18 protein-coding genes are annotated in these 19,157 nt (G+C 44.8%); 10 read left to right on the top strand and 8 right to left on the bottom strand.

Going from position 1 to position 19,157, the window contains the following annotated elements; translation table 11 throughout:
* Positions 1–18: 18 nt before the first annotated feature.
* Positions 19–318 (top strand): FUN14 domain-containing protein, encoded by a 300-nt coding sequence (locus A3L04_RS06755; RefSeq protein ID WP_068578155.1) that lies wholly within the window; start codon positions 19–21, stop codon positions 316–318.
* Here A3L04_RS06755 and A3L04_RS06760 read toward each other — a convergent pair.
* Positions 315–1,424, bottom strand: a complete 1,110-nt coding sequence (locus A3L04_RS06760) for an alkaline phosphatase family protein (RefSeq protein WP_068578158.1) — start codon at positions 1,422–1,424, stop codon at positions 315–317. The genes A3L04_RS06755 and A3L04_RS06760 overlap by 4 nt on opposite strands.
* A gap of 99 nt (positions 1,425–1,523) precedes the next feature.
* Between A3L04_RS06760 and A3L04_RS06765 the strand changes: the two genes are divergently transcribed.
* From A3L04_RS06765 to A3L04_RS06775, 3 genes are all read left to right on the top strand, one after another.
* Entirely contained in the window at positions 1,524–2,537 is a 1,014-nt protein-coding gene (locus A3L04_RS06765) for a radical SAM protein (RefSeq protein ID WP_068578159.1), read from the top strand.
* Positions 2,538–2,559: 22 nt separating this feature from the next.
* Positions 2,560–2,901 carry a DUF192 domain-containing protein gene (locus A3L04_RS06770; protein ID WP_068578161.1) on the top strand — a complete coding sequence of 114 codons (342 nt, stop codon included), beginning with the start codon at positions 2,560–2,562 and terminating at the stop codon, positions 2,899–2,901.
* A gap of 108 nt (positions 2,902–3,009) precedes the next feature.
* Positions 3,010–5,610, top strand: coding sequence for an ATP-dependent helicase (locus A3L04_RS06775; RefSeq protein WP_068578163.1), 2,601 nt, complete (start codon positions 3,010–3,012; stop codon positions 5,608–5,610).
* Here the strand turns inward: A3L04_RS06775 and A3L04_RS06780 are convergent.
* The 4 genes from A3L04_RS06780 to A3L04_RS06795 form a co-directional block, all read right to left on the bottom strand.
* The gene (locus A3L04_RS06780; protein WP_068578165.1) at positions 5,607–6,239 is read right to left on the bottom strand and encodes a hypothetical protein; all 633 of its coding nucleotides are present in this window, start codon (positions 6,237–6,239) and stop codon (positions 5,607–5,609) included. The two genes, A3L04_RS06775 and A3L04_RS06780, sit on opposite strands and share 4 nt — an antisense overlap.
* Before the next feature lie 134 nt (positions 6,240–6,373).
* Positions 6,374–6,802 carry a CoA-binding protein gene (locus A3L04_RS06785; RefSeq protein WP_068578167.1) on the bottom strand — a complete coding sequence of 143 codons (429 nt, stop codon included), beginning with the start codon at positions 6,800–6,802 and terminating at the stop codon, positions 6,374–6,376.
* Positions 6,803–6,834: 32 nt separating this feature from the next.
* Positions 6,835–7,284 (bottom strand): hypothetical protein, encoded by a 450-nt coding sequence (locus tag A3L04_RS06790; RefSeq protein WP_068578169.1) that lies wholly within the window; start codon positions 7,282–7,284, stop codon positions 6,835–6,837.
* Positions 7,274–7,981, bottom strand: a complete 708-nt coding sequence (locus A3L04_RS06795; protein ID WP_068578172.1) for a hypothetical protein — start codon at positions 7,979–7,981, stop codon at positions 7,274–7,276. Before A3L04_RS06795 ends, A3L04_RS06790 begins: the two co-directional genes overlap by 11 nt.
* A 58-nt stretch (positions 7,982–8,039) precedes the next feature.
* Between A3L04_RS06795 and mtnA the strand changes: the two genes are divergently transcribed.
* The 3 genes from mtnA (at position 8,040) to A3L04_RS06810 (ending at position 11,292) form a co-directional block, all read left to right on the top strand.
* Positions 8,040–9,110 carry an S-methyl-5-thioribose-1-phosphate isomerase gene (gene mtnA / locus A3L04_RS06800; RefSeq protein ID WP_068578173.1) on the top strand — a complete coding sequence of 357 codons (1,071 nt, stop codon included), beginning with the start codon at positions 8,040–8,042 and terminating at the stop codon, positions 9,108–9,110.
* Positions 9,111–9,185: 75 nt separating this feature from the next.
* Positions 9,186–9,911: a hypothetical protein gene (locus tag A3L04_RS06805; protein ID WP_231963766.1), complete on the top strand. Its 726-nt coding sequence runs from the start codon at positions 9,186–9,188 to the stop codon at positions 9,909–9,911.
* A gap of 73 nt (positions 9,912–9,984) precedes the next feature.
* Positions 9,985–11,292, top strand: a complete 1,308-nt coding sequence (locus A3L04_RS06810) for an MFS transporter (RefSeq protein ID WP_231963767.1) — start codon at positions 9,985–9,987, stop codon at positions 11,290–11,292.
* Here the strand turns inward: A3L04_RS06810 and A3L04_RS06815 are convergent.
* Complete coding sequence (locus A3L04_RS06815) at positions 11,235–13,112, bottom strand: threonine--tRNA ligase (protein ID WP_068578179.1); 1,878 nt, start codon at positions 13,110–13,112, stop codon at positions 11,235–11,237. The two genes, A3L04_RS06810 and A3L04_RS06815, sit on opposite strands and share 58 nt — an antisense overlap.
* Positions 13,113–13,231: 119 nt before the next feature.
* Here A3L04_RS06815 and A3L04_RS06820 point away from each other — a divergent pair, with 119 nt between their 5' ends.
* The 3 genes from A3L04_RS06820 (at position 13,232) to A3L04_RS06830 (ending at position 17,265) form a co-directional block, all read left to right on the top strand.
* On the top strand, positions 13,232–13,744 hold the full coding sequence (locus A3L04_RS06820; protein WP_068578181.1) for a KH domain-containing protein: 513 nt from the start codon (positions 13,232–13,234) through the stop codon (positions 13,742–13,744).
* A 19-nt stretch (positions 13,745–13,763) separates the two neighbouring features.
* Entirely contained in the window at positions 13,764–14,162 is a 399-nt protein-coding gene (locus A3L04_RS06825; protein WP_068578183.1) for a hypothetical protein, read from the top strand.
* A gap of 85 nt (positions 14,163–14,247) precedes the next feature.
* On the top strand, positions 14,248–17,265 hold the full coding sequence (locus A3L04_RS06830) for an alpha-mannosidase (protein WP_068578185.1): 3,018 nt from the start codon (positions 14,248–14,250) through the stop codon (positions 17,263–17,265).
* Here the strand turns inward: A3L04_RS06830 and A3L04_RS06835 are convergent.
* Positions 17,237–17,707, bottom strand: a complete 471-nt coding sequence (locus A3L04_RS06835; protein WP_068578187.1) for a type II toxin-antitoxin system VapC family toxin — start codon at positions 17,705–17,707, stop codon at positions 17,237–17,239. The two genes, A3L04_RS06830 and A3L04_RS06835, sit on opposite strands and share 29 nt — an antisense overlap.
* The gene (serS, locus tag A3L04_RS06840) at positions 17,704–19,071 is read right to left on the bottom strand and encodes a serine--tRNA ligase (RefSeq protein ID WP_068578189.1); all 1,368 of its coding nucleotides are present in this window, start codon (positions 19,069–19,071) and stop codon (positions 17,704–17,706) included. Before serS ends, A3L04_RS06835 begins: the two co-directional genes overlap by 4 nt.
* Positions 19,072–19,157 lie beyond the last annotated feature (86 nt).

The raw sequence follows: 19,157 nt of genomic DNA on the forward strand, positions 1-19,157 counted from the left end.
AGAAGGTGGTGGAGAAGTATGGATCTGAACTTAATGGGAATAACAGGCGACGTTGGGGTAGGGGCTTTGGTCGGATTCATAATAGGGTATGCACTCAAGAAGTTCATGAAGATCGTGATGGCTTTAATTGGAGCATATGTCTTAAGCCTTTTCTGGCTACAACAGAAGGGGGTTATAACGATAAACACAGACGCATTATTCAACTTAACAAAGCAAGCAACGGAAGCGACATTAAGCCTCGCAGATAAGGCCTTAGGCATACTTCCAGGTAGCACTGCCTTCATTGCAGGGTTCTACCTCGGGTTTAAAAAGGGTTAAATTAGGGGTTCTCCCTTCATTTCTCCCCTCTTTTGAACTCCAAAGAACTCCAAGATCGTAGGGGCTATATCGTAGAGGCTTGTTTCCTCTCTCTTTACATCCAAACCCCATATTATAAGGGGGACTTTCTTTACCCTCTCGTTCAGAGAGCCGTGCATGCCTTTGACCCAGTAGCTTATCCCCTTAACTCCCCTGCATTCCCTGTGGTGACAGAACCAGTAGCCGCTCTTGGCAGAAACTATCAAGTCCCCGCTAACGGGCACATCAAGGTAGGGGAGATCCTCCCTAAAGAAAACAGCCTTGACCCCTGGGGCCCTTCTTAGGAGTTGGTAAGCTTCCTCCCTTTCCTCTGGATTCTTGAGGTAAACGTGAACTCCCCCACCGGACGAAACTCTAAGAACTTCAATTCCATTATTCCTCAAGTACTCCTTTAGATTAACCCAAGTGTGAACTTCCTCCTGCCCATGATCCGCAAATATTATGAAGGCATACTCATCCTTAAGTCTCTCCCAGAGGGTTCTAACAGCTGAATCGGCAATTTCAACTGCTTTAAGAGCCCCCTTACTCTCTGGCCCATACTCGTGTTGCATCCCATCTATTGAGGCAAAGTGAACTAACAATAGATCCGGCTTGCATTCCTCATACAGGTAGAGAGCAGAGTTCAGAACCCACACGTCCTTCTTCCAGTCCCTTCCATGTTTCCTATAAAGCTCGTCCCCGGCAAAGAAAGGTGGAAAAATTCTAACGTCGACATTGCTAAAGGGAGGCATTGTATAGCCAGAAACACTTGCCACTCTTATTCCCCTCTGCCTTAACAGGTCTTGAATTAGAGGGGCTTTTATGACCTTATGGGGATTAAAGGCAACCTCATAATCATAAAATTTAACCCTAACACCACTCAGCCTGTCATAATAGCCGTTCTCAACTACCCAGTGAATCCTGGGCTCAACGCCCGTCATTACGGTAGTGTGGACTAAATCCGTAAGGGTGGGAAATATAGATTCAACTTCAAAAAAGTAGCCTTCCTCGGCGAGCTCACTCAAGAACGGCATGTACTTAAGGTTGTACACTCCGTTCCCGTCAAGGCTTATCAGGGCAAGCTTCATGCTTCCACCTCAGCCGGTAGGTGGCTCATCACACTTCAGCCGGGAGTAGCTCATCATCGTCGGTGACCTTTTTAGCCATTGATTTCATAAACTTAACCGATGGGAGCGAGGGAGGCACTACCAAAGTACTTCGCTATCCTTGAAGGTGAAGACATCCCTAACTTCCTCTTGGCGAGAAAAGTTAAGGTTAGCTTTGACGACAATGCTGATCTTCAAGAGCTTTGGGAGGTTCATGATGAGGGCATGGACAGGCTGAGGGAGAACGATTTAAGCGAGAACCCCAGGAAAAATTTACTCGATTTAAAGGCTAAAATAGCCGATAGAATACTTGAGAGCTGTCACCTCTGTGAGATAAGGTGTGGGATAAACAGAAAAGAGAGCACTGGTTACTGCAGGGTTAAGGAGAGCTTGGTTGCGAGTGATTTCCTACACTATGGAGAGGAGCCCGAGTTAGTTCCATCATACACTGTTTTCTTCTCAGGATGCAACTTCCGTTGCGTCTTCTGTCAGAACTGGGATATAAGCCAGTTTAGGGTTGGCCTCGAAATAATCCCAGAGTACATGGCCTTAAAGATCGAGAGGGCTTATAGGTTTGGTGCAAAGAACGTGAACTTCGTGGGTGGAGAGCCCACCCCTAACCTTCCCTTCATCCTTGAGACGTTAAGGCACGTCAGGGTTCCAATTCCCGTTATTTGGAACTCAAACATGTACATGAGCGTTGAGGCGATGAAGCTCCTTGACGGGGTTGTTGATGTATATCTAGGAGACTTCAAGTACGGGAACGATGAATGTGCAAGAAAATACTCAAAGGTTCCAAGGTACTGGGAAGTAGTTACAAGGAACTTCCTTCTAGCTAAGGATCACTTTAGGGCGGAGTTCCTAATAAGGCACCTTGTAATGCCAAATCATTTAGAGTGTTGCACCAAGCCCATACTAACGTGGATTGCGGAGAACCTTGGCAGAGATGTCAGGGTAAACGTTATGTTCCAGTATAGGCCAGAGTACAGAGCCCAAGAATATAGGGAGATTGCAAGGATGCTGACACTTGAAGAGATGGAAGAGGCCGAGAGGATAGTAAGAGAAGTAGGACTGAAAAATGCACTTGTCGGATAGTCTCTTTCGAACGGTGATAGGGATGCTAATTAATGAAACCAAAGAACTCGTATGGGGAGGCGAGGTTAAATTTGCGGACACTTTCATTAAAAGGTTCCTGGGGCTAATGTTTCGAAAGCCAAGATACGCTCTCATATTCGTACTACCCACGGAAACCAGAATTAACGCCTCAATTCATGGCTTTTTCATGAGAGAAGCTATAGATGTTATCTTCCTGGATTCAAAGAGGAAAGTAGTTGATTTTACTATATTAAGGCCTTGGCGCTTGTACACCCCTAAAAGGCCCGCGAAATACATCATTGAAGGGCCAAAGGGTATGCTCCAAACCCTTAGAGTTGAAGTTGGCGATGTAATTAAATGGTAACATAATTAAATAATCGAACAAAAATGCCATTATGTACAATTTTCCAAACCTCCTAGGTTTTAAGAAAGAACCAAATCATTTAAAAGTCCGAGCTGAGATTGAGGAGCGATGGGAGAGATAAGGTGGGCTACCAAGGAGTACACTGATGAAGAGATATATTCAATCCTCGATCCCGTGGTTAGAGAGTGGTTTAGGAGGAAGTTTAAATCGTTCACCCCACCCCAGAGGTATGCTATAGTTGAGATACATAAAGGAGAGAACGTTCTAATTTCATCGCCCACCGGTTCAGGTAAAACACTCTCTGCATTTCTGGCTATAATAAGCGAGCTTATATCCTTGGGAAGAAAGGGAGAGCTCGAGGACAAGATATACTGCGTGTATGTTTCTCCCCTAAGAGCTCTAAACAACGACATAAGGAGGAATCTTGAGGAGCCTCTAGCTGAGATCAAGAAAATGGCCCAAGAGCTTGGAGAAGAGATACCGGAGATTAAGGTGGCTGTGAGAACTAGCGACACTACAAGCTACGAGAAGAGCAAGATGGTCAAAAAGCCCCCACACATACTCATTACTACCCCCGAAAGCTTGGCTATAGCGTTGAATGCTCCGAAGTTCAGAGAAAGGCTCAAAGATACGAGGTGGGTTATAGTTGACGAAGTTCATGCTTTGGCGGAGAACAAGAGGGGTTCCCACTTAGCCCTAACACTAGAAAGGCTTAGGGAGCTAACAGGAGAGGATTTCGTGAGGATAGGCCTGAGCGCCACCATACATCCCTTAGAGGAAGTCGGGAAGTTTGTGTTCGGCTTTGAAAATGGGAAGCCGAGGCCGGGATTGATTGTAGACGTCAGCTTCGCAAAGAGAACAAAGATAACTGTGGAGAGCGTGGTTGAGGATCTCGTATACACTCCAGCAGATGTACTTAGCCAGGCCCTCTACAGAAGGATAGGGGAGCTCGTCAAGAACAGGAAAACTACCTTAATTTTTACGAACACGAGGAGCGGAACCGAGAGGGTTGTTTACCATTTAAAGAAGATGTTTCCCGAATGGGCAGATAAAATAGAGGCTCATCATTCCTCCCTATCTAGAGAGGTTAGACTAGAGGTCGAGGAAAGGTTAAAGCGGGGAGAACTTAAAATTATCGTAAGCTCAACGAGCCTCGAGCTCGGGATTGACATAGGGAGCATTGACCTCGTAATCCTAATTGGGTCTCCCAAGAGCGTTAACAGAGCCCTCCAGAGGATAGGAAGGGCTGGGCATAGACTTCACGAGGTAAGTGAGGGGGTTATCTTAGCGCTCGACAGGGACGACTTAGTTGAGGTCACTGTTTTGGCTCATAACGCAAGGAACAGGAAACTTGACAGAATTAGGATACCAAAGAACCCCTTAGATGTTTTAGTTCAGCATGTCCTGGGGATGGCCCTAGAGAGAGTTTGGGATGTTAACGAGGCTTATAACGTGGTGAGAAGGGCATATCCTTTCAAAGATTTACCTTTTGAGGACTTCATGAACGTTCTTAAGTATTTAGCTGGAGAGTACGCCGGCTTAGAGGAGAAGAAGGTCTACGCAAAGATATGGCTTGAGGATAGGAAGTTCGGAAAGAGAGGAAAGATGACGAGGGCAATTTACTACATGAACACAGGGACAATTCCTGACGAAGCGAAAATAGACGTCTTCACGGTAGATAAGAGGTACATAGGAACCGTCGAGGAAGAGTTTGCGGAGCACCTGATGCCAGGAGACATCTTCGTCTTAGCAGGAAGAACATACGAGTTCGTTAAGAGCAGGGGTAACAGGATATACGTCATATCTAGGGAAGGTGCGAAACCAACGATACCCTCATGGTTCTCGGAAATGCTACCTCTAAGTTTTGATCTAGCCTTGGATATACAGCAGTTTAGGAGGGAGGTAAAGTCCTTACTGGGCAATAAGAGAGCAAGATCATTCCTCATGAAGAAATATGGTATCGACAAGATCACGGCAAAGGCAATACTCTCCTACTTCAGGGAGCAGGCCAAGTACTCAATAATCCCGGACGATGAAACAGTTTTGGTAGAGGTAGTTAGGGATGAAAGAGTGGTCAAGTACTTCTTCCACACCCTCATCGGTAGGAGGGCAAATGATGCCCTAAGCAGGGCCTTTGCCTACATCATAAGCCGGAAGAAAAAGTGTAATGTCGGAGTTGCGATAACGGATAACGGCTTCATGCTCAAAGTTCCCGAGGATAAAGCCCTAACCCAGGGAGAACTTGTCGAATTATTTAAGCTGGAGAACCTTAGGGAAACCCTAAAGAGAGCCTTGGACAATACAGAACTGTTAAAGAGGAGATTTAGGCACGTAGCGAACAGAGGATTACTAGTTCTAAGGAGGTACATGGGAAGGGAGAGGAGCCTAAGTAGACAACAAATGAACGCCCAAACCCTTCTAAACTTCCTCAAGAAGAATTATCCAGACTTTCCGCTGCTTAAAGAGGTGTACAGAGAAATAATGGAGGATAAGATGGACGTTGAGAGTGCCGAACTGTTCTTGAGCTGGATAAAGGAGGGCAAGATAAAGGTCATCGTTAAGGAGCACGAGTATCCAAGCCCATTCGCGTTCAACTTAGAGGTAGTTGGGGCTAGTGATGTGGTTTTAATGGAAGACAGGAGAGAATTAATTAGACAACTGCACCAGAAGATAATGGCAATAATTAGTAGCAAGAGCACTGGGGGCTAAAGGGGAGAGGCCAAAAACAATGCCAAAGAGAGAATACACAGAAGAATCTCTGTAATTATTAGGGCTGTTCTATTTCCACCAAGGTTGTGCAACTCTCCAATGGAATCGACAATTCCATGGAGTACAATGAGAATTATAAGCCACGTTATCCCACCATATGTCAGTATGACAGAAGTAACAATATGGAAGAGTGTTGCAAAGTATCTCTCCCATATGCCGAGCCATGGAGTTTTCTCCACTAAACTTTTCATATGTTCTGGGAGATCCTCTTTGTAGAGAACCATTGGAGCTGCATATAGGGCTTCAAACAATCCTATACCGAGACCAAATGCTACCGCTACACTAATGTCTTTCCCATTGAGAAGGACATACTTTACAAGTTCCTGGGAAAATCCTGCTGAAAGGCCCAGCCCTACAGCTACAGGCCCTGTACTTAGCCCGAGTTTATCCCTAAGGAATATGACGGAGAATTGAAGCGGAAATTGAATTACAAGGGCAATTATCATGCCTAGAATTCCGAAGAGGAAGGATTTCAGTGAGGGTGTATATCCAAGAAGGTACATGCTGACAGCGGCTAACAGGTATCCTACAATAACAGAGGCTATCCCCACGACTTTGTCCTTCTCCATTTAATCACCAACACTAGAATTACAATTCACATATAAAATTTAGGGTGTCCCCTCCCCGACCGCCCCCCGGTCACCTTTCGCGGGGGTGTGAGAGGGGAGGGGCATTGAAAGGTATCACAGGGGAACTTAAATCTTTAACCCAACAACCTCTCATGCTCCCTCCTTATGCATCTGTGAGCAACGGCAATTAGACCAGCTTCCTTGGCCCTTTTGAAAGCTTCCCTATTGTACGTGTTGAACTGGAACCACACTACTTTTGCCCCTTTCTTTATCGCCTGTTCCACATACTCCATTGTAAGCTCTGGCCTTATGAACAGGTCTACTATTTCAACTTTATCGGGGATATCAAGAACTGAAGGGTAGCATTTCCTACCTAAAACTTCCTCGTACTTCGGATTAACGGGATAAACCTCATAACCATGCTCGAGCAGGTACCTCATGACTTCATTGGCGTCCCTTTCAGGTTTTGGTGAGGCTCCGACAAGCGCTATCTTCTTGTACTTCGTAAGTATCTCTCGGATGTCATCGTCGCTTAACCTGTCAACAGGCATTATCCTAACCATGATATCACCATGAATTAGTTCGTTAAGAAAGTTTAAGAGGCTTTAACGTATCCAACTAAAAGGTATTGCACTAGCTTAGAAAGATCCATCATGACGAGGAATATCAAGAGAAGAACGGCAGTAGCAGTCCAGAATGATGAACTCTTTATGAAGCTTAATAGAGAATAGAGGAGAAAAGCCGTTATTAGGGCTAGAATTAAATGAAATGCTTCTTCGCTCTTTTTGCCTTGGATTAACTTCCATAACCCTTTCGCATCCTTGACCCAGTATACTTCTCCCACGTATCTGCAGTCTTCTGAGAGTATTACTTTGCCTTCGCACTTAATGAGGCAAAATTCCCTCCTAAACTCCATGAAAGGTTCAATCCTGAGTTCAATCTCATATTCCGAGTTCCCCAGGATAACGTAAGATCCCCTAACTATCTCTTTGCATGGCTCATTTATTGCCAGAACTTTTACCAGGTACTTCCCCCTAAATAGCATAAGAGCCACCCTTAACTGGAAATCCTGCTTGCAGGGTTCCTGGGATTGGAGTCAGTATTGACTTCTCGAGCTTGACTTCTACATTTTCATGGTTTAATCTTGGCAGGACTTCTTTATAGAACGCTCTCATCCACTCCCCATCTCTCCTTACTATGATGTGAAATCCTCCCTTGGTTTCGCTTATCCATCTAGCAGGAATTGAGTAATTATTTAATTGTTCAATTATATAGTCAACCAATTGCGTGTTTTTAGAGTCTACATCGATTATGAAGTAGGGTTTCCTCCCAGGGGACTTTTGAAGGTTCGATAGGAACACTCTATTAAACTTCTTCAACTTACCAACGTTCTCTTGAAACGCAAGCAGGTTTATGAAATCCTGTAACGTCTTAACTACACCCTTCTTGATGTCCCTGGGGATCACATCAACGTACAGGGCCATTGCACTTACTGGAATGCACTCCTCAGTTCTTACGTCAATGTATGCACATTCCTGGGGAACTAACCTTAAAACAGCCCGGTAAAACCTTTTAAAATCAAACTCAGTCAAAACTTTATAGTCAAGCAACTCATAGTTTGAGCTCAGCCTCGAAAACCACTTCCTTCTGGTCATTAGGAACAACGTGTATACCTCTTCCTCCTTTAGCTCCACTAAAACTTTCTCGAAAAATTTCTTCATTAGGCCGAGATCATATATCATGAAAAAACATTTAGAAAACTACTTTAAACGATTTCTCTAAGGCCATTGTGGTGAAAGTATGAGAATTAGGTATAGACCCCAGGACCTAACAAAGCTCCCGAGGAGTGTTGAGTATAGGAGCGGGATAGTTTACATGATAAACCAACAGTTACTCCCAAGGGAATTCAAGGTTGAAGAGTTTAGAACAGTTGAAAGCGTTGCTGAGGCCATAAAAAACATGACCGTCAGGGGAGCTCCAGCAATAGGTGCAGCGGCAGCTTTCGGATTGGCTCTGTACGCAGAAACATCCAAAGCGAAGACAAAAGAAGAGTTTTTTGATGGGTTCTATAAGGCCTATGAAACGCTTAAGAATACGAGGCCCACAGCTGTTAACCTCTTCTGGGCTTTAAACAGAATTAAGAACCTCGTTGAGGAGCACAGGGAAGATTCCCTTGACGAAATAAGAAGGCTGATAGTTCAAGAGGCCCAGAAAATAGCGGATGAAGATGTTGAGGCAAACTTAAGGATGGGACACTATGGAGCTGAAGTTCTCCCAGAGGGCAACGTACTTACTCACTGCAATGCTGGAAGCTTGGCAACCGTCCATCTGGGAACTGTGGGGGCCGTAGTCAGGGTTATGCACAAGGATGGAACGCTAAAGCTACTGTGGCTCGATGAAACTAGACCAGTCCTTCAAGGTGCAAGGTTGAGTGCTTGGGAGTACAGCTATGACGGCTTAAATGTGAAGTTAATAGCTGACAATGCGGCAGCATTTGTAATGCAACAGGGCCTTGTCGATGCAATAATTGTTGGTGCTGATAGGATAGTTGCAAATGGGGACTTTGCAAACAAAATAGGAACGTATATGCTTGCTGTTCTTGCGAGGGAGCATGGAATTCCGTTTTTCACAGTCGCTCCACTCTCTACCATTGATATGAACCTGAAAAGCGGTAAGGAGATACCCATCGAAGAGAGATCACCTGAGGAAGTGTTAACATGTGGCGGGTGCAGAATAGCCCCGGACGTTCCAGTTTACAATCCCGCATTTGATGTAACCCCCAATAAATATCTAACAGGGATAATTACCGACAGAGGGGTTGTATGGCCACCGTTTAAGAGAAACTTGAAGAAGTTGTTCTACTCTCTTTAACTTTGAAATTTTTCTAACAAATAAAGGCAATAATTTGGAAAAATTTTAAAATCTGTGTAGGATAATATTTCTCAGATGATAGCTATGGAAACGTTCAAAGTTGTTCCAAGTGATGGTGCAGTTGTGTCAATAATTTACGATACATACTCTTCAGGGTGGCAATTGTTCTTCGGAACAATAGCTGAGCTACTTGAGCAGGGCAAATTTGTAGTCCTGTCAAACTACAATCAGCCCCTAAAGACACTCTTCAAGCTAGCTTCTGCTGTCGGAATAGACATAGAGGAGGAACTCAAAAACGACAACATGGCAATAATAGACGTATTTGGATCTAAATATGAGACTTATTTTGATATACCCAATGTTTATTACCTTCATGGTGTTGTAGACGTTGATACCATAAACCCTAAGATTCTGTTCGTATTTGAAAGACTCCAACCAAAATTCAAGAAGAGAGGGTTAGTCCGGGCCATTTATGCCCTTGAAGGAGCAACCTTCATGTTTGGAGAAGAGGAAACCCTAAAGCTGATAAACGCGGATCTAGCTCATAAGTCAAAGTACCATCCCGACACGATTTTCATGTTCCTGATGAACAGCGACATTCTCTCCAGAAAGTTCATAGCATGGGTTTCCGGGATTAGTGATTATGTAATAGTGACCAAGTCAAAACTCGAGCCAGACGGAATTATTGAGAGGCTTTATGTAGTAAGAAGCCCAGATGAAGGATTTAGGCCATTGGCCTTTAAGCTACACGTTGCAGATGAGCTTACCAAGGAGAGAATTAAGATAGAGAAGCTCTTCTGACTCATAAATTGGTTCAGAATATAAACCCTTTTCGAATTCTTTATAAACTCACGATGACCCTCGCCTATCCTCGATGAAGGGTATGAAAAGTAAGAGAAGTAGAAATATCGTGATGCTGAAATCAAGGGAGAAAGCTACAAGAAAGATCAAGCATGGTAGGTGGTTCTATTCTTTCATTCCGTTCAAAGTGTTCACAGGAGGCATGTCCCAGCTGATCCCAATCTTAGCTATCCAAGAAGGGGGAACTCCAGTTGATCTCGGATATTTGGGAAGCGCCGGTAGCCTTGCTTCAATGATAGGAGGAGTATTTTGGGGCAGAATAAGCGATAAAGTGGGAAGAAGGAAGATATTCCTAATCTCAGGATTCATCGGTAGCTCTATATTGGGTATAGCACTTGCCTTTATGACCTCAATAAAGGGCCTAATACTGCTTACCTTCCTTTACACATTCTTCGTTGCGGCAACTATTCCAATCCCAGTCTCTCTAATCTCAAGGGAGTTCAACAAGCCCAAGATTGGGGAAGCCACAGGAAAGTTTAATGAAATAGGAGGATGGGGTTGGGTTGCAGGGCTGCTGCTGGGTCTAATACTTATAGCCACGATCCCTATAAGATCTATTCCAATAGTCCTGGGCCTAATTGGGATGTTCTCAGTGATAATTGCCGCAAAGAACATTAGGGAAGGCCCGATATACATCAGAAGAGTGTCTCCCTCAACCTTCTTCTACCTCCCGCGCAGGATTTCCATCCCCAGGATCTCAACGCTAAGGGGAGATTTAATGCCCCTCTTCCTATCTTCAACCCTGCTCTGGGCCGGTTCAATGCTCCTCTTAACACAGTTCCCAATGCTGGCCAAGGAGAAAGGATTCGATGGAAAGTTCCTCTACGTTTTAGGTCTGGCGAGCTCGACAATTTCTGCGACGACGTACTTAAAGGTTGGCAGATCCCTTAGGAAGGATGGAACTTACGACTTCATCTTGGGCCAGGGCGTGAGGTTGCTGGGGCTCTTAGTCCTAATACTCTCCCTAGCACTCACAGGATACGCCTTCCTTGGGGTGGCAGTACTCGGATACATGCTCCTCGGCTACAGCTGGTCCCTGATTAGTGTTTCATCCGCAACGATAATATCAAACAGAAGTCCAGAAAAGAACAGGGGAAGAATAGCGGGAGCATACAACTTTGTCTCCTCGGGAGGAGCTATAGCCGGAAACATTGTAAGCGGATACCTGGCTAGTACAATTGGCATTCCTGGAGACTTTACTGCTGGAGTTGCATTGGCGGGACTCTCACTTCTTCCAATGATAAAAATGATAAAAGCGGAGGGTCACCCTCTGAACTTCGGCCTCTTGCTGAGGAGCAGGGGCAGGGGCCTTGGTTTGTAAGGGAAGCCCTCGACCTTCGACCTTATCTCCTTGATTAGCTCCTCTATTCTAGTCTCGTACTGCTTTCCATCTTCCCTTCTCCTTACGGTTATCGTTCCAGTCTCCTTTTCTTTTGCTCCAACTACGACTATGTAGGGAATCCACTCCTTCTCTGCCCTCCTGATCTTCTTGCTGAGTCTCTCATCTTCATCATCAACATCAACCCTTACTTTTGCTCCTTCAAGCTTGCCCGCAATGTACAGTGCATAGTCGAGGTACTCCTGACTCACTGGAATTACCCTGACCTGTATTGGGCTGAGCCAGAGCGGGAACATCGGCTTCTTTCCTTCCTGCATGAGCTTTGCCTGCTTTTCCAGTATTGCGTACATTACTCTTTCAATGGCACCACTTGGGGAGCAGTGGAGGATTAATGGGTACTTCTCCTCACCATTCTCGTCGTAGTATGTGATTCCAAACCTCTCCGCATTCTCAACGTCAATCTGCACAGTGCTCAAAGCTGCGGCCTTGTCTAGGTTGTCAACGAAGTTGAACTCGAACTTGAGTATGAAGTAGAAGAACCTCTGCCTCCACATCTCTATTAGAACAGGCTTTCCGATGAGCTTGACAAGCTCAATTATGAAGTCCTTGTGCTCCTTCCAGAAGTCCTCCGTAAACCTTATCGCTACTTCATAATCCTCAGGGTTAAGGCCAACTCCCTTGAGAACTTCCATGCTGAGCTTGAACTGCTTCTTGAACTCGTCCTTGGCCTGCTCTATGTCTTTGGCCAGTGTGTGCATGTCCGGCATTGTAAATGCCCTAAGCCTCCTTAGCCCAGAAAGCTCGCCCCTCTTCTCCCTCCTGAATGAATAGCGAGTAAGCTCGTACATTCTAAGCGGGAGGTTGCGGTAGCTTATTATTGCGTCCTTCTTTATCATGAACTGGCCAAAGCATGCAGCAAATCTGAGGAAGTACTTTTTATCTCCGCTGAGAACTATGTACTGCCTCGCCGGGAACCTGTTTAGGTACTTCTCAAGTGCTGGATGCTCGAAGTCATACATAATGGGAGTCTCGACTTCCATGGCCCCGTACTCTATCACCTTCTCGGTAACGTACTGCTCGAGTAGCGATTTAATCAGCCTACCCTTTGGATAGTAGCGCAAATTTCCAGGATCACTTCCAGGCTCATAATCAACGAGCTCGTGCTCGAGCATCAACTTAACGTGAGGAGGCTCCCTATCCGCAATTCTGTTCTTCGCTATCTCATAGTTTACGAACTTTCTCAAGTTCTCATAGCCAGTAAAGTCGAACTTATCGACCTCAATAAGCTCACCTTCTGGAGTTAAGATGTACCAGTAGCTCACTAACTCGGTTTCTTCCTTCTTCAAAGCCTCTGGAACTTCCTCTTCTTTTGCGGCCTCTGGAACTATGGTCCTGCTGAGCTCAGCCAGTGGGTGGCCCTTACAGCTTATCTTAAATGCCTTGTAGTAGCCAAATGGTGCCCTCCCGACGTTATAGCCTTTCTCTTTGAGCTTCTCTTCAATCTTCTTAAGGACTTCTAGAGCCACAGAAGGCTTTGCAAGTTCGCTACTCAGGTGGGCGAAGGGATAAACAAATAGGTTCTCAGCCTTTACCTGCTTTGCGACGTTTACAATTTCCTCAACCGCCTTCTCCACAACTTCTTCTGGATTTTTCTCGTCCACTTTCTCAACACTTATGAAGGCAACGAGAACTTCATCCATTCGACCCTTTTTCATTTCATCAGGAATGGGCTCAGGGTTCTTCAGGGCCTTATCCTTGACTTCATACTCTATGTAGTCGCTGTGTATGAGGAGAACCCTCACGCTATCACCCCCAAGGACTTGTAAACTTCTTCTTTATAAGGTCTTTTATAGGGATAAGGTTTTTAAATAATCTCCTGTAAGAGCTCTTAGCTTTCATCCCGAATTCTGGAGGTGAGAAAATGAAGGCGCCAATCTGTGAGGTTTGTCTCAAAACAGACGATATTCTTTGTCCCGCTGATGAAAAGAAGCTAGAACAGGGCATTATAACCGAGCTTGACGTTAAAATATCACGCATGCTTTACAAGTTGCTTGGAGATGCCGATGTAGAGTTCAAGAAGGCAGTTGAGGCAGGAGATCTAATAGTCCTAATAGTTGGAGAAGGGGACGTTCCACTTGTTATTGGAAAAGGTGGCAAGAATATAAAGTTCCTCATGAGAGAATTAGGCAAGAGAGTTAGAGTAATCGAAGGTAGAGACATAAAGGGAACCGATGACGTTAAGAAGCTCGCAATGGATCTTCTATATCCAGCAGGAGTATTTGGTGTAAATATCGTTTACAAGCCTGGAGGGGAGCAGTACTACAAAGTTTTGGTATTTAGCAGAGACAGAAACAAGCTCCCGGAGAAAGCTGAAATATTAGAAAGCATTTTAAGCCAGATTACAGGCGTAGAAACAAGGATCTCCTTTATTTAAATTATAATTTTTGAGAACAATGAGGATAATTATTAAACCTGACAAAGGGTTTGGTAAGATCGTTCTTGAAATTGATGAAGATTTAGCTTCAAGAATAACTGAGATTAGCAGGAAGTTTAACATCTCCGTCGAAGATGTTATAGTCAGGGCATTATCTGGGAATTTTAGGCAACCAAGGAGGAATTTAGGGAATCTGGAAAAGGAAGTCAAGGAACTCGAGAAAAAAGTATGGGAACTTGAAAAGGAATATGCACCACTCAGATTTAAGGCCTACGGGGTTTCTGAGGATAATAAGCTCCTCGCGATTGAACTCATCGGACTAATGGCCGAAAATGCCCAGCTAAGAAGGTTCTTAAGGATGAAGATAGAGAGAAATGAAGAGTTAAGGAATATCGTTAGGTACTACTTAAGCGGATGATGAGTATTGAGTGCCGAGGGATGATGAGCCCTATGAGCGCTGACGCTTTAAAGGGATTTCATAAAATATATGTCCGTGATGCATTATGTTAAGTCTCGCTGAGATTGAAAGGAAAGCCTTTGATTTAATGGCAACGTCCATAAGAAAACATGCATTTCTCCCGACCTGGGATTTTGAAGGAAAAAGCATTAACTTACCCTTCGAGGTAGAGGCTAAACCTGGGGATTTCATTAGACTAAAAACAACAGTAGAAGTTCCCAGAGATGGTTTAAAGTGGTTCATTAAAGTTTGTATGGAAGGTAATGCTCTCGTTAGACTGGACGGGATGGCCTATGGGACAATAGATGACGTCCACACTTACATCCCGATAAGACCCGGAAGACACGAGCTGGAACTTATAATATCACCACTAACGATGTTTGGTTATCACAAGTGGAGAATAAAGATAGAGTACGCAATGCTTGTTGGGATAATGTGGGAGCCCTACGTACTAGCTCAAAGGCTCCTCGATCTAATAAGCTTCATTGAAGTGCTTCAGGAGGAGGATCTGAGAGAAGCTCTACTAAAGGAGCTCTCTGACATCTTAATAACGGTAAAAACAGTTCCAAGTTTGAGGCAAATAACCCTGCTTAGAATGCTTCTCTATGATGGAGGACTCGGGATCAAGGAGCTCAAGCTCGGAAGGTTTGACATCAGAGAAGTGAGAACAGACTACATGTTCTTGTCGGCTGTTTATGGAATTGGAGAGTTGAAAGGATACATAGAGGATATACCGAGACCAAGCAAAGAAGAATACCTAAGTGAAATTAGCGACGTTGAAGAAAAGCTCGAGAAAGCCCTAGCTAGGCTTAGAAAAGCTTTTCCAAAGGTTGGAAAAGCTTACGCTTTTGCCCATTCTCATATAGATGCAGCTTGGCTGTGGACGTATGCGGAGACAAAGCAAAAGATTCTCAGAACGTTTTCGACGATAGAGAGGCTCATGAGGAGGTACGGAATAACCTACGTCCAGAGCTCAGCCCAGTACTATGAGTGGCTTGAGGAGTTAGACAAAGACCTCTTTGAGAAAGTGAAAAGGTTCATTGAGGAAGGAAAGTGGATATTAGTTGGCGGGATGTGGGTTGAGAGTGATGTTCAGCTTATAGATGGAGAGTCAATAGCAAGACAACTCCTCTATGGACAGAGGTACTTTAAGGAGAAGTTCAATAAAACGGCAAGAATAGGTTGGCTTCCAGATACCTTCGGGTTCCCAGCTTCTCTTCCCCAGTTTTTGAAGAAAAGCGGTCTTGAGATGTTTGCGACGTACAAACTACTGTGGAACGAGAGAAACGAATTTCCTTATCACGCTTTCATATGGAAGGGAGTTGATGGGACGGAAATTCCAGTCCACTTAATGATGAGCTATAAATCATCAATGACAGCTAAAAGCCTGTACAAGCAGTGGAAGAGATACAAGAACAAGTACGAAGTTCCCTTCTTGCTGTATGCCTACGGTTACGGGGATGGGGGAGGAGGAATAACATGGGAAATGGTAGAGATGATGAAGCACATGAACAAAGTCCCGTACATTCCAAAGTTGATTAAGGGAACAGAAGAGGAGTACTTGAGGGAACTCAAGGAGCACGTTAGCGAGATGCCAACCTGGGAAGGGGAGCTCTACGTCGAGGTTCATAGAGGGACGTACACAACAAACCTGAACGTGAAAAAGCTAATGGCTGAGGCTGAATCAAAGCTCAGGAGCGCGGAGATATGGGCTTCCCTCGCTCACTCTATGGGTATAATGGAGTATCCAAAAGACAAGTTAGAGAAGTTGTGGAAGAGAACCCTACTTCATCAATTCCATGACGTTCTCCCAGGATCCTCAATAAAGGAAGTCTACGACGAAGTGATAAGGGATCTTGAGGACGTAATAAGAGAGGCTGATGAGATAATTAGAGAAGCGACGGAGAGAATAGCTCAAGGTGAATCACTAGTGTTCAATGACTTACCCTGGGAGAGGGAGGAGGTAATTGAAATAGATGGAAAGCCCGTTCTCGTAAAGGCCTATCCACTAGGATGGTCTTCTCTTAAGCCAATTGATGAAGGATTCGTGAAAGCGTACAGAGAAGATGACACTTTCATCCTTGAGAACGACTACCTTAGAGTGAAGATAAACGATGAAGGGGAGATAATATCACTGTACAACAAGGAGCTCAAATGGGAAGGAATAAGGAGCCCCAGCAACGTGATAATGGCCCATGTAGACACACCGGGAATGTGGGATGCTTGGGATGTGAATGAGGACTTCCTAATCCAAGGCAAGAAACTCAAAACAGTTAGGGTGGAGATAACTCGGAATGATGGCTATATTGCCGAAATAACTGTGGAGAAAATCTATGGGAACTCTAAAGTTATTCAGAGGATAAGGCTAAAGAGGAAGTCAAAACTGTTAGAGTTTCACACAGAGGTTGACTGGTGGGACAAAGAGGTTCTCCTGAAGGCGTGGTTCAACTTTAACACTCACAACTGGAGCGCCTACTATGACATCCCCTACGGAGTAATAAGGAGACCCGCAGTTAGGAACACTCCCTGGGAGCAGGCAAAGTTTGAAGTTCCAGCATTGAGGTGGGCAGACGTTAGCGATGGAGAACACGGAGTTGCCATAATATGCACATCAAGGCATGGCTACACAAACTGGGACTCCAAGATAGGTTTAAGCTTGCTGAAGTCTCCAATATACCCCAATCCATGGAGCGATACTGGAAAGGGAGAGTTTACATACTACCTATATCCCCACAAGGGCTACTGGTTCGAGGGTGAGGTGTACAAGAGAGCCCTTGAAGTTTGGTCACCCCTTAGAGTAACCGAGGGGAGCCCAGGAAAGAGGAAGTTTTCCTTGATGAGAACGGATGCTGTAGTAGGTGCAATAAAGCTCAGCGAGGATGGAGATGGATACATCATCAGACTATATAACCCATCCAAAGGCGACCTAGAAGTTGAAATACCGAGCGAGGGAGTTGAGGTAGATATTCCCGAGCTTAAAGTTCTCGGGAAAGTCAAGAATAGGGTAAAGCTGGGAGCCTTTGAGATAAAGACGATTAAAGTTTCTTCCTTGGCAAAAGCCTAACAGGACTGCCACAGTCCGGGCAAACACCCTCAGGAGGAAGTTCCCTAAACTTCCTACCGCAACCTATGCAGACGTATCTCCACTTAATCTTCCTCTTTATTCCCTTCTTCATCGTCTTAAACTTCAGCCCCAGGAACTTTGCAACGTTCTGAACGTTGTAGTCGTCGGTGAATATAACGGCTTTAAGCTCATAGGCAAGCGCAAGAACCTCTATATCTGCTCTACTGAGCTCGTTAAGTTCTCCAGTCTCTTTCGCTACCCTTTTAACGGTACTTATGGCGTCAGCAGAAGGTTCTATCACCTTAACCTTTCCCGCAGATATCAAGCCTTCAAGGAATATCCTAGATTCTCGATCCTTAACTTCCTCAACAACTCCTGGGGTAGTGTAGCCTTCAACGTCAATACCTTGAATAAAAACTGAAGAATCAAGAACGAGGATCAAGCCTTACAACACCCCTCCTTCTTTTCAACGGGAACTATTTCCTTAAAGCCCGTGTACTTCCACAGGACTTTCGGTATCTTTACCGTTCCATCCTCTTGTTGGTGGTTCTCAAGTATTGCAACGATTGCTCTTGAAGTAGCTATGGCCGTTGAGTTCAGGGTGTGGACGTAGCGGGGCTTCTCATCTGTTCTGTCCCTGAACCTTATGTTCAGCCTTCTGGCCTGCCAGTCCGTACAGTTGCTCGCGGAAACTACTTCCCTAAATCTTCCCTGCCCCGGCATCCATGCCTCGATGTCATACTTCTTCGCTGCAACATAGCCTAAATCTCCAGTGCAGATGTTCACCACTCTGTAGGGAATTTCAAGTTCCTGGAAGAGTTCCTCAGCGTTCCTTATTATCTTCTCGTGCCACTCCCAGCTCTCCTCAGGTCTTGAATATACGAACTGCTCCACCTTGTGGAACTGGTGAACCCTAAAGATGCCCTTGGTATCCTTTCCTGCCGTTCCCGCTTCCTTCCTAAAGCATGGGCTGAATGCCACATACAATAAAGGCAGGTCTTTTCCATCAAGGATCTCGTTAGCATGCAGGCCAGCCAATGGATGTTCGGCAGTTGGTATTAAATATAGGTCTTCTCCCTCCACCTTATAGATCACATCCTCGAAATCCTCAAATGTCGTTGCACCTTCCTCCACGAACCTTCTGACCATGTAGGGTGGAATTACTGGTGTGAATCCCTTCTCTATTAGTTTATCTAGAGCGAATCTTATCAAGGCCAAGTCAAGGATTACGATCTCGTTAAGCAGATAGTAGAACCTTGAGCCACTAACCTTAGCAGCCCTTGCAAAGTCGGCTCCTCCTAAGATTTCCAAGAGGTCAACGTGAAGCCTAGGCTTCCATTCCAATACTTCATACTCCATCTTTCCTTGGCTCTGCTCAAGGAACCTTTCTAGATGGCCCTTCCAGACCTTCGCCTTCCCCCAGAATCTTATGGGCACGTTATCGTTCTCGTCTTTACCCACAGGGACACTTGGGTGTGTTATGTTAGGTAGTCTCCAGAGATAGTAGTCTATCTTCTTTCTAAGTTCATCAACTTCCTTCTCTAGAGTTTCAATTCTCTTAACGATCTCCTTACTCCTGGCTAATAACTCATCAACTGGCTCCCCAGCTTTTCTTTTCTTTCCGATCTCTATAGCGATCTTGTTCCGCTCATGCCTTAGCTTATTTATTTCCTTGAGCTTAGCTCTCCACTCTGCATCAAGTTTTAGTATCTCATCTATCCACTTAACCTTCTCTAACTCTCCCCTCTTTATCAGGTCATTCTTAACTAGATCTGGATTTTCTCTTATGAGCTTAATATCAAGCATGCCTATCCCCTAATCCTCAAAGAGATCTCTGCTTAAAATAATTATCATGGAGGCACCAAACTATTTAAATTGGATTTTCCACATAA

Source organism: Thermococcus chitonophagus (assembly GCF_002214605.1).
GTDB classification, from domain to species: domain Archaea; phylum Methanobacteriota_B; class Thermococci; order Thermococcales; family Thermococcaceae; genus Pyrococcus; species Pyrococcus chitonophagus.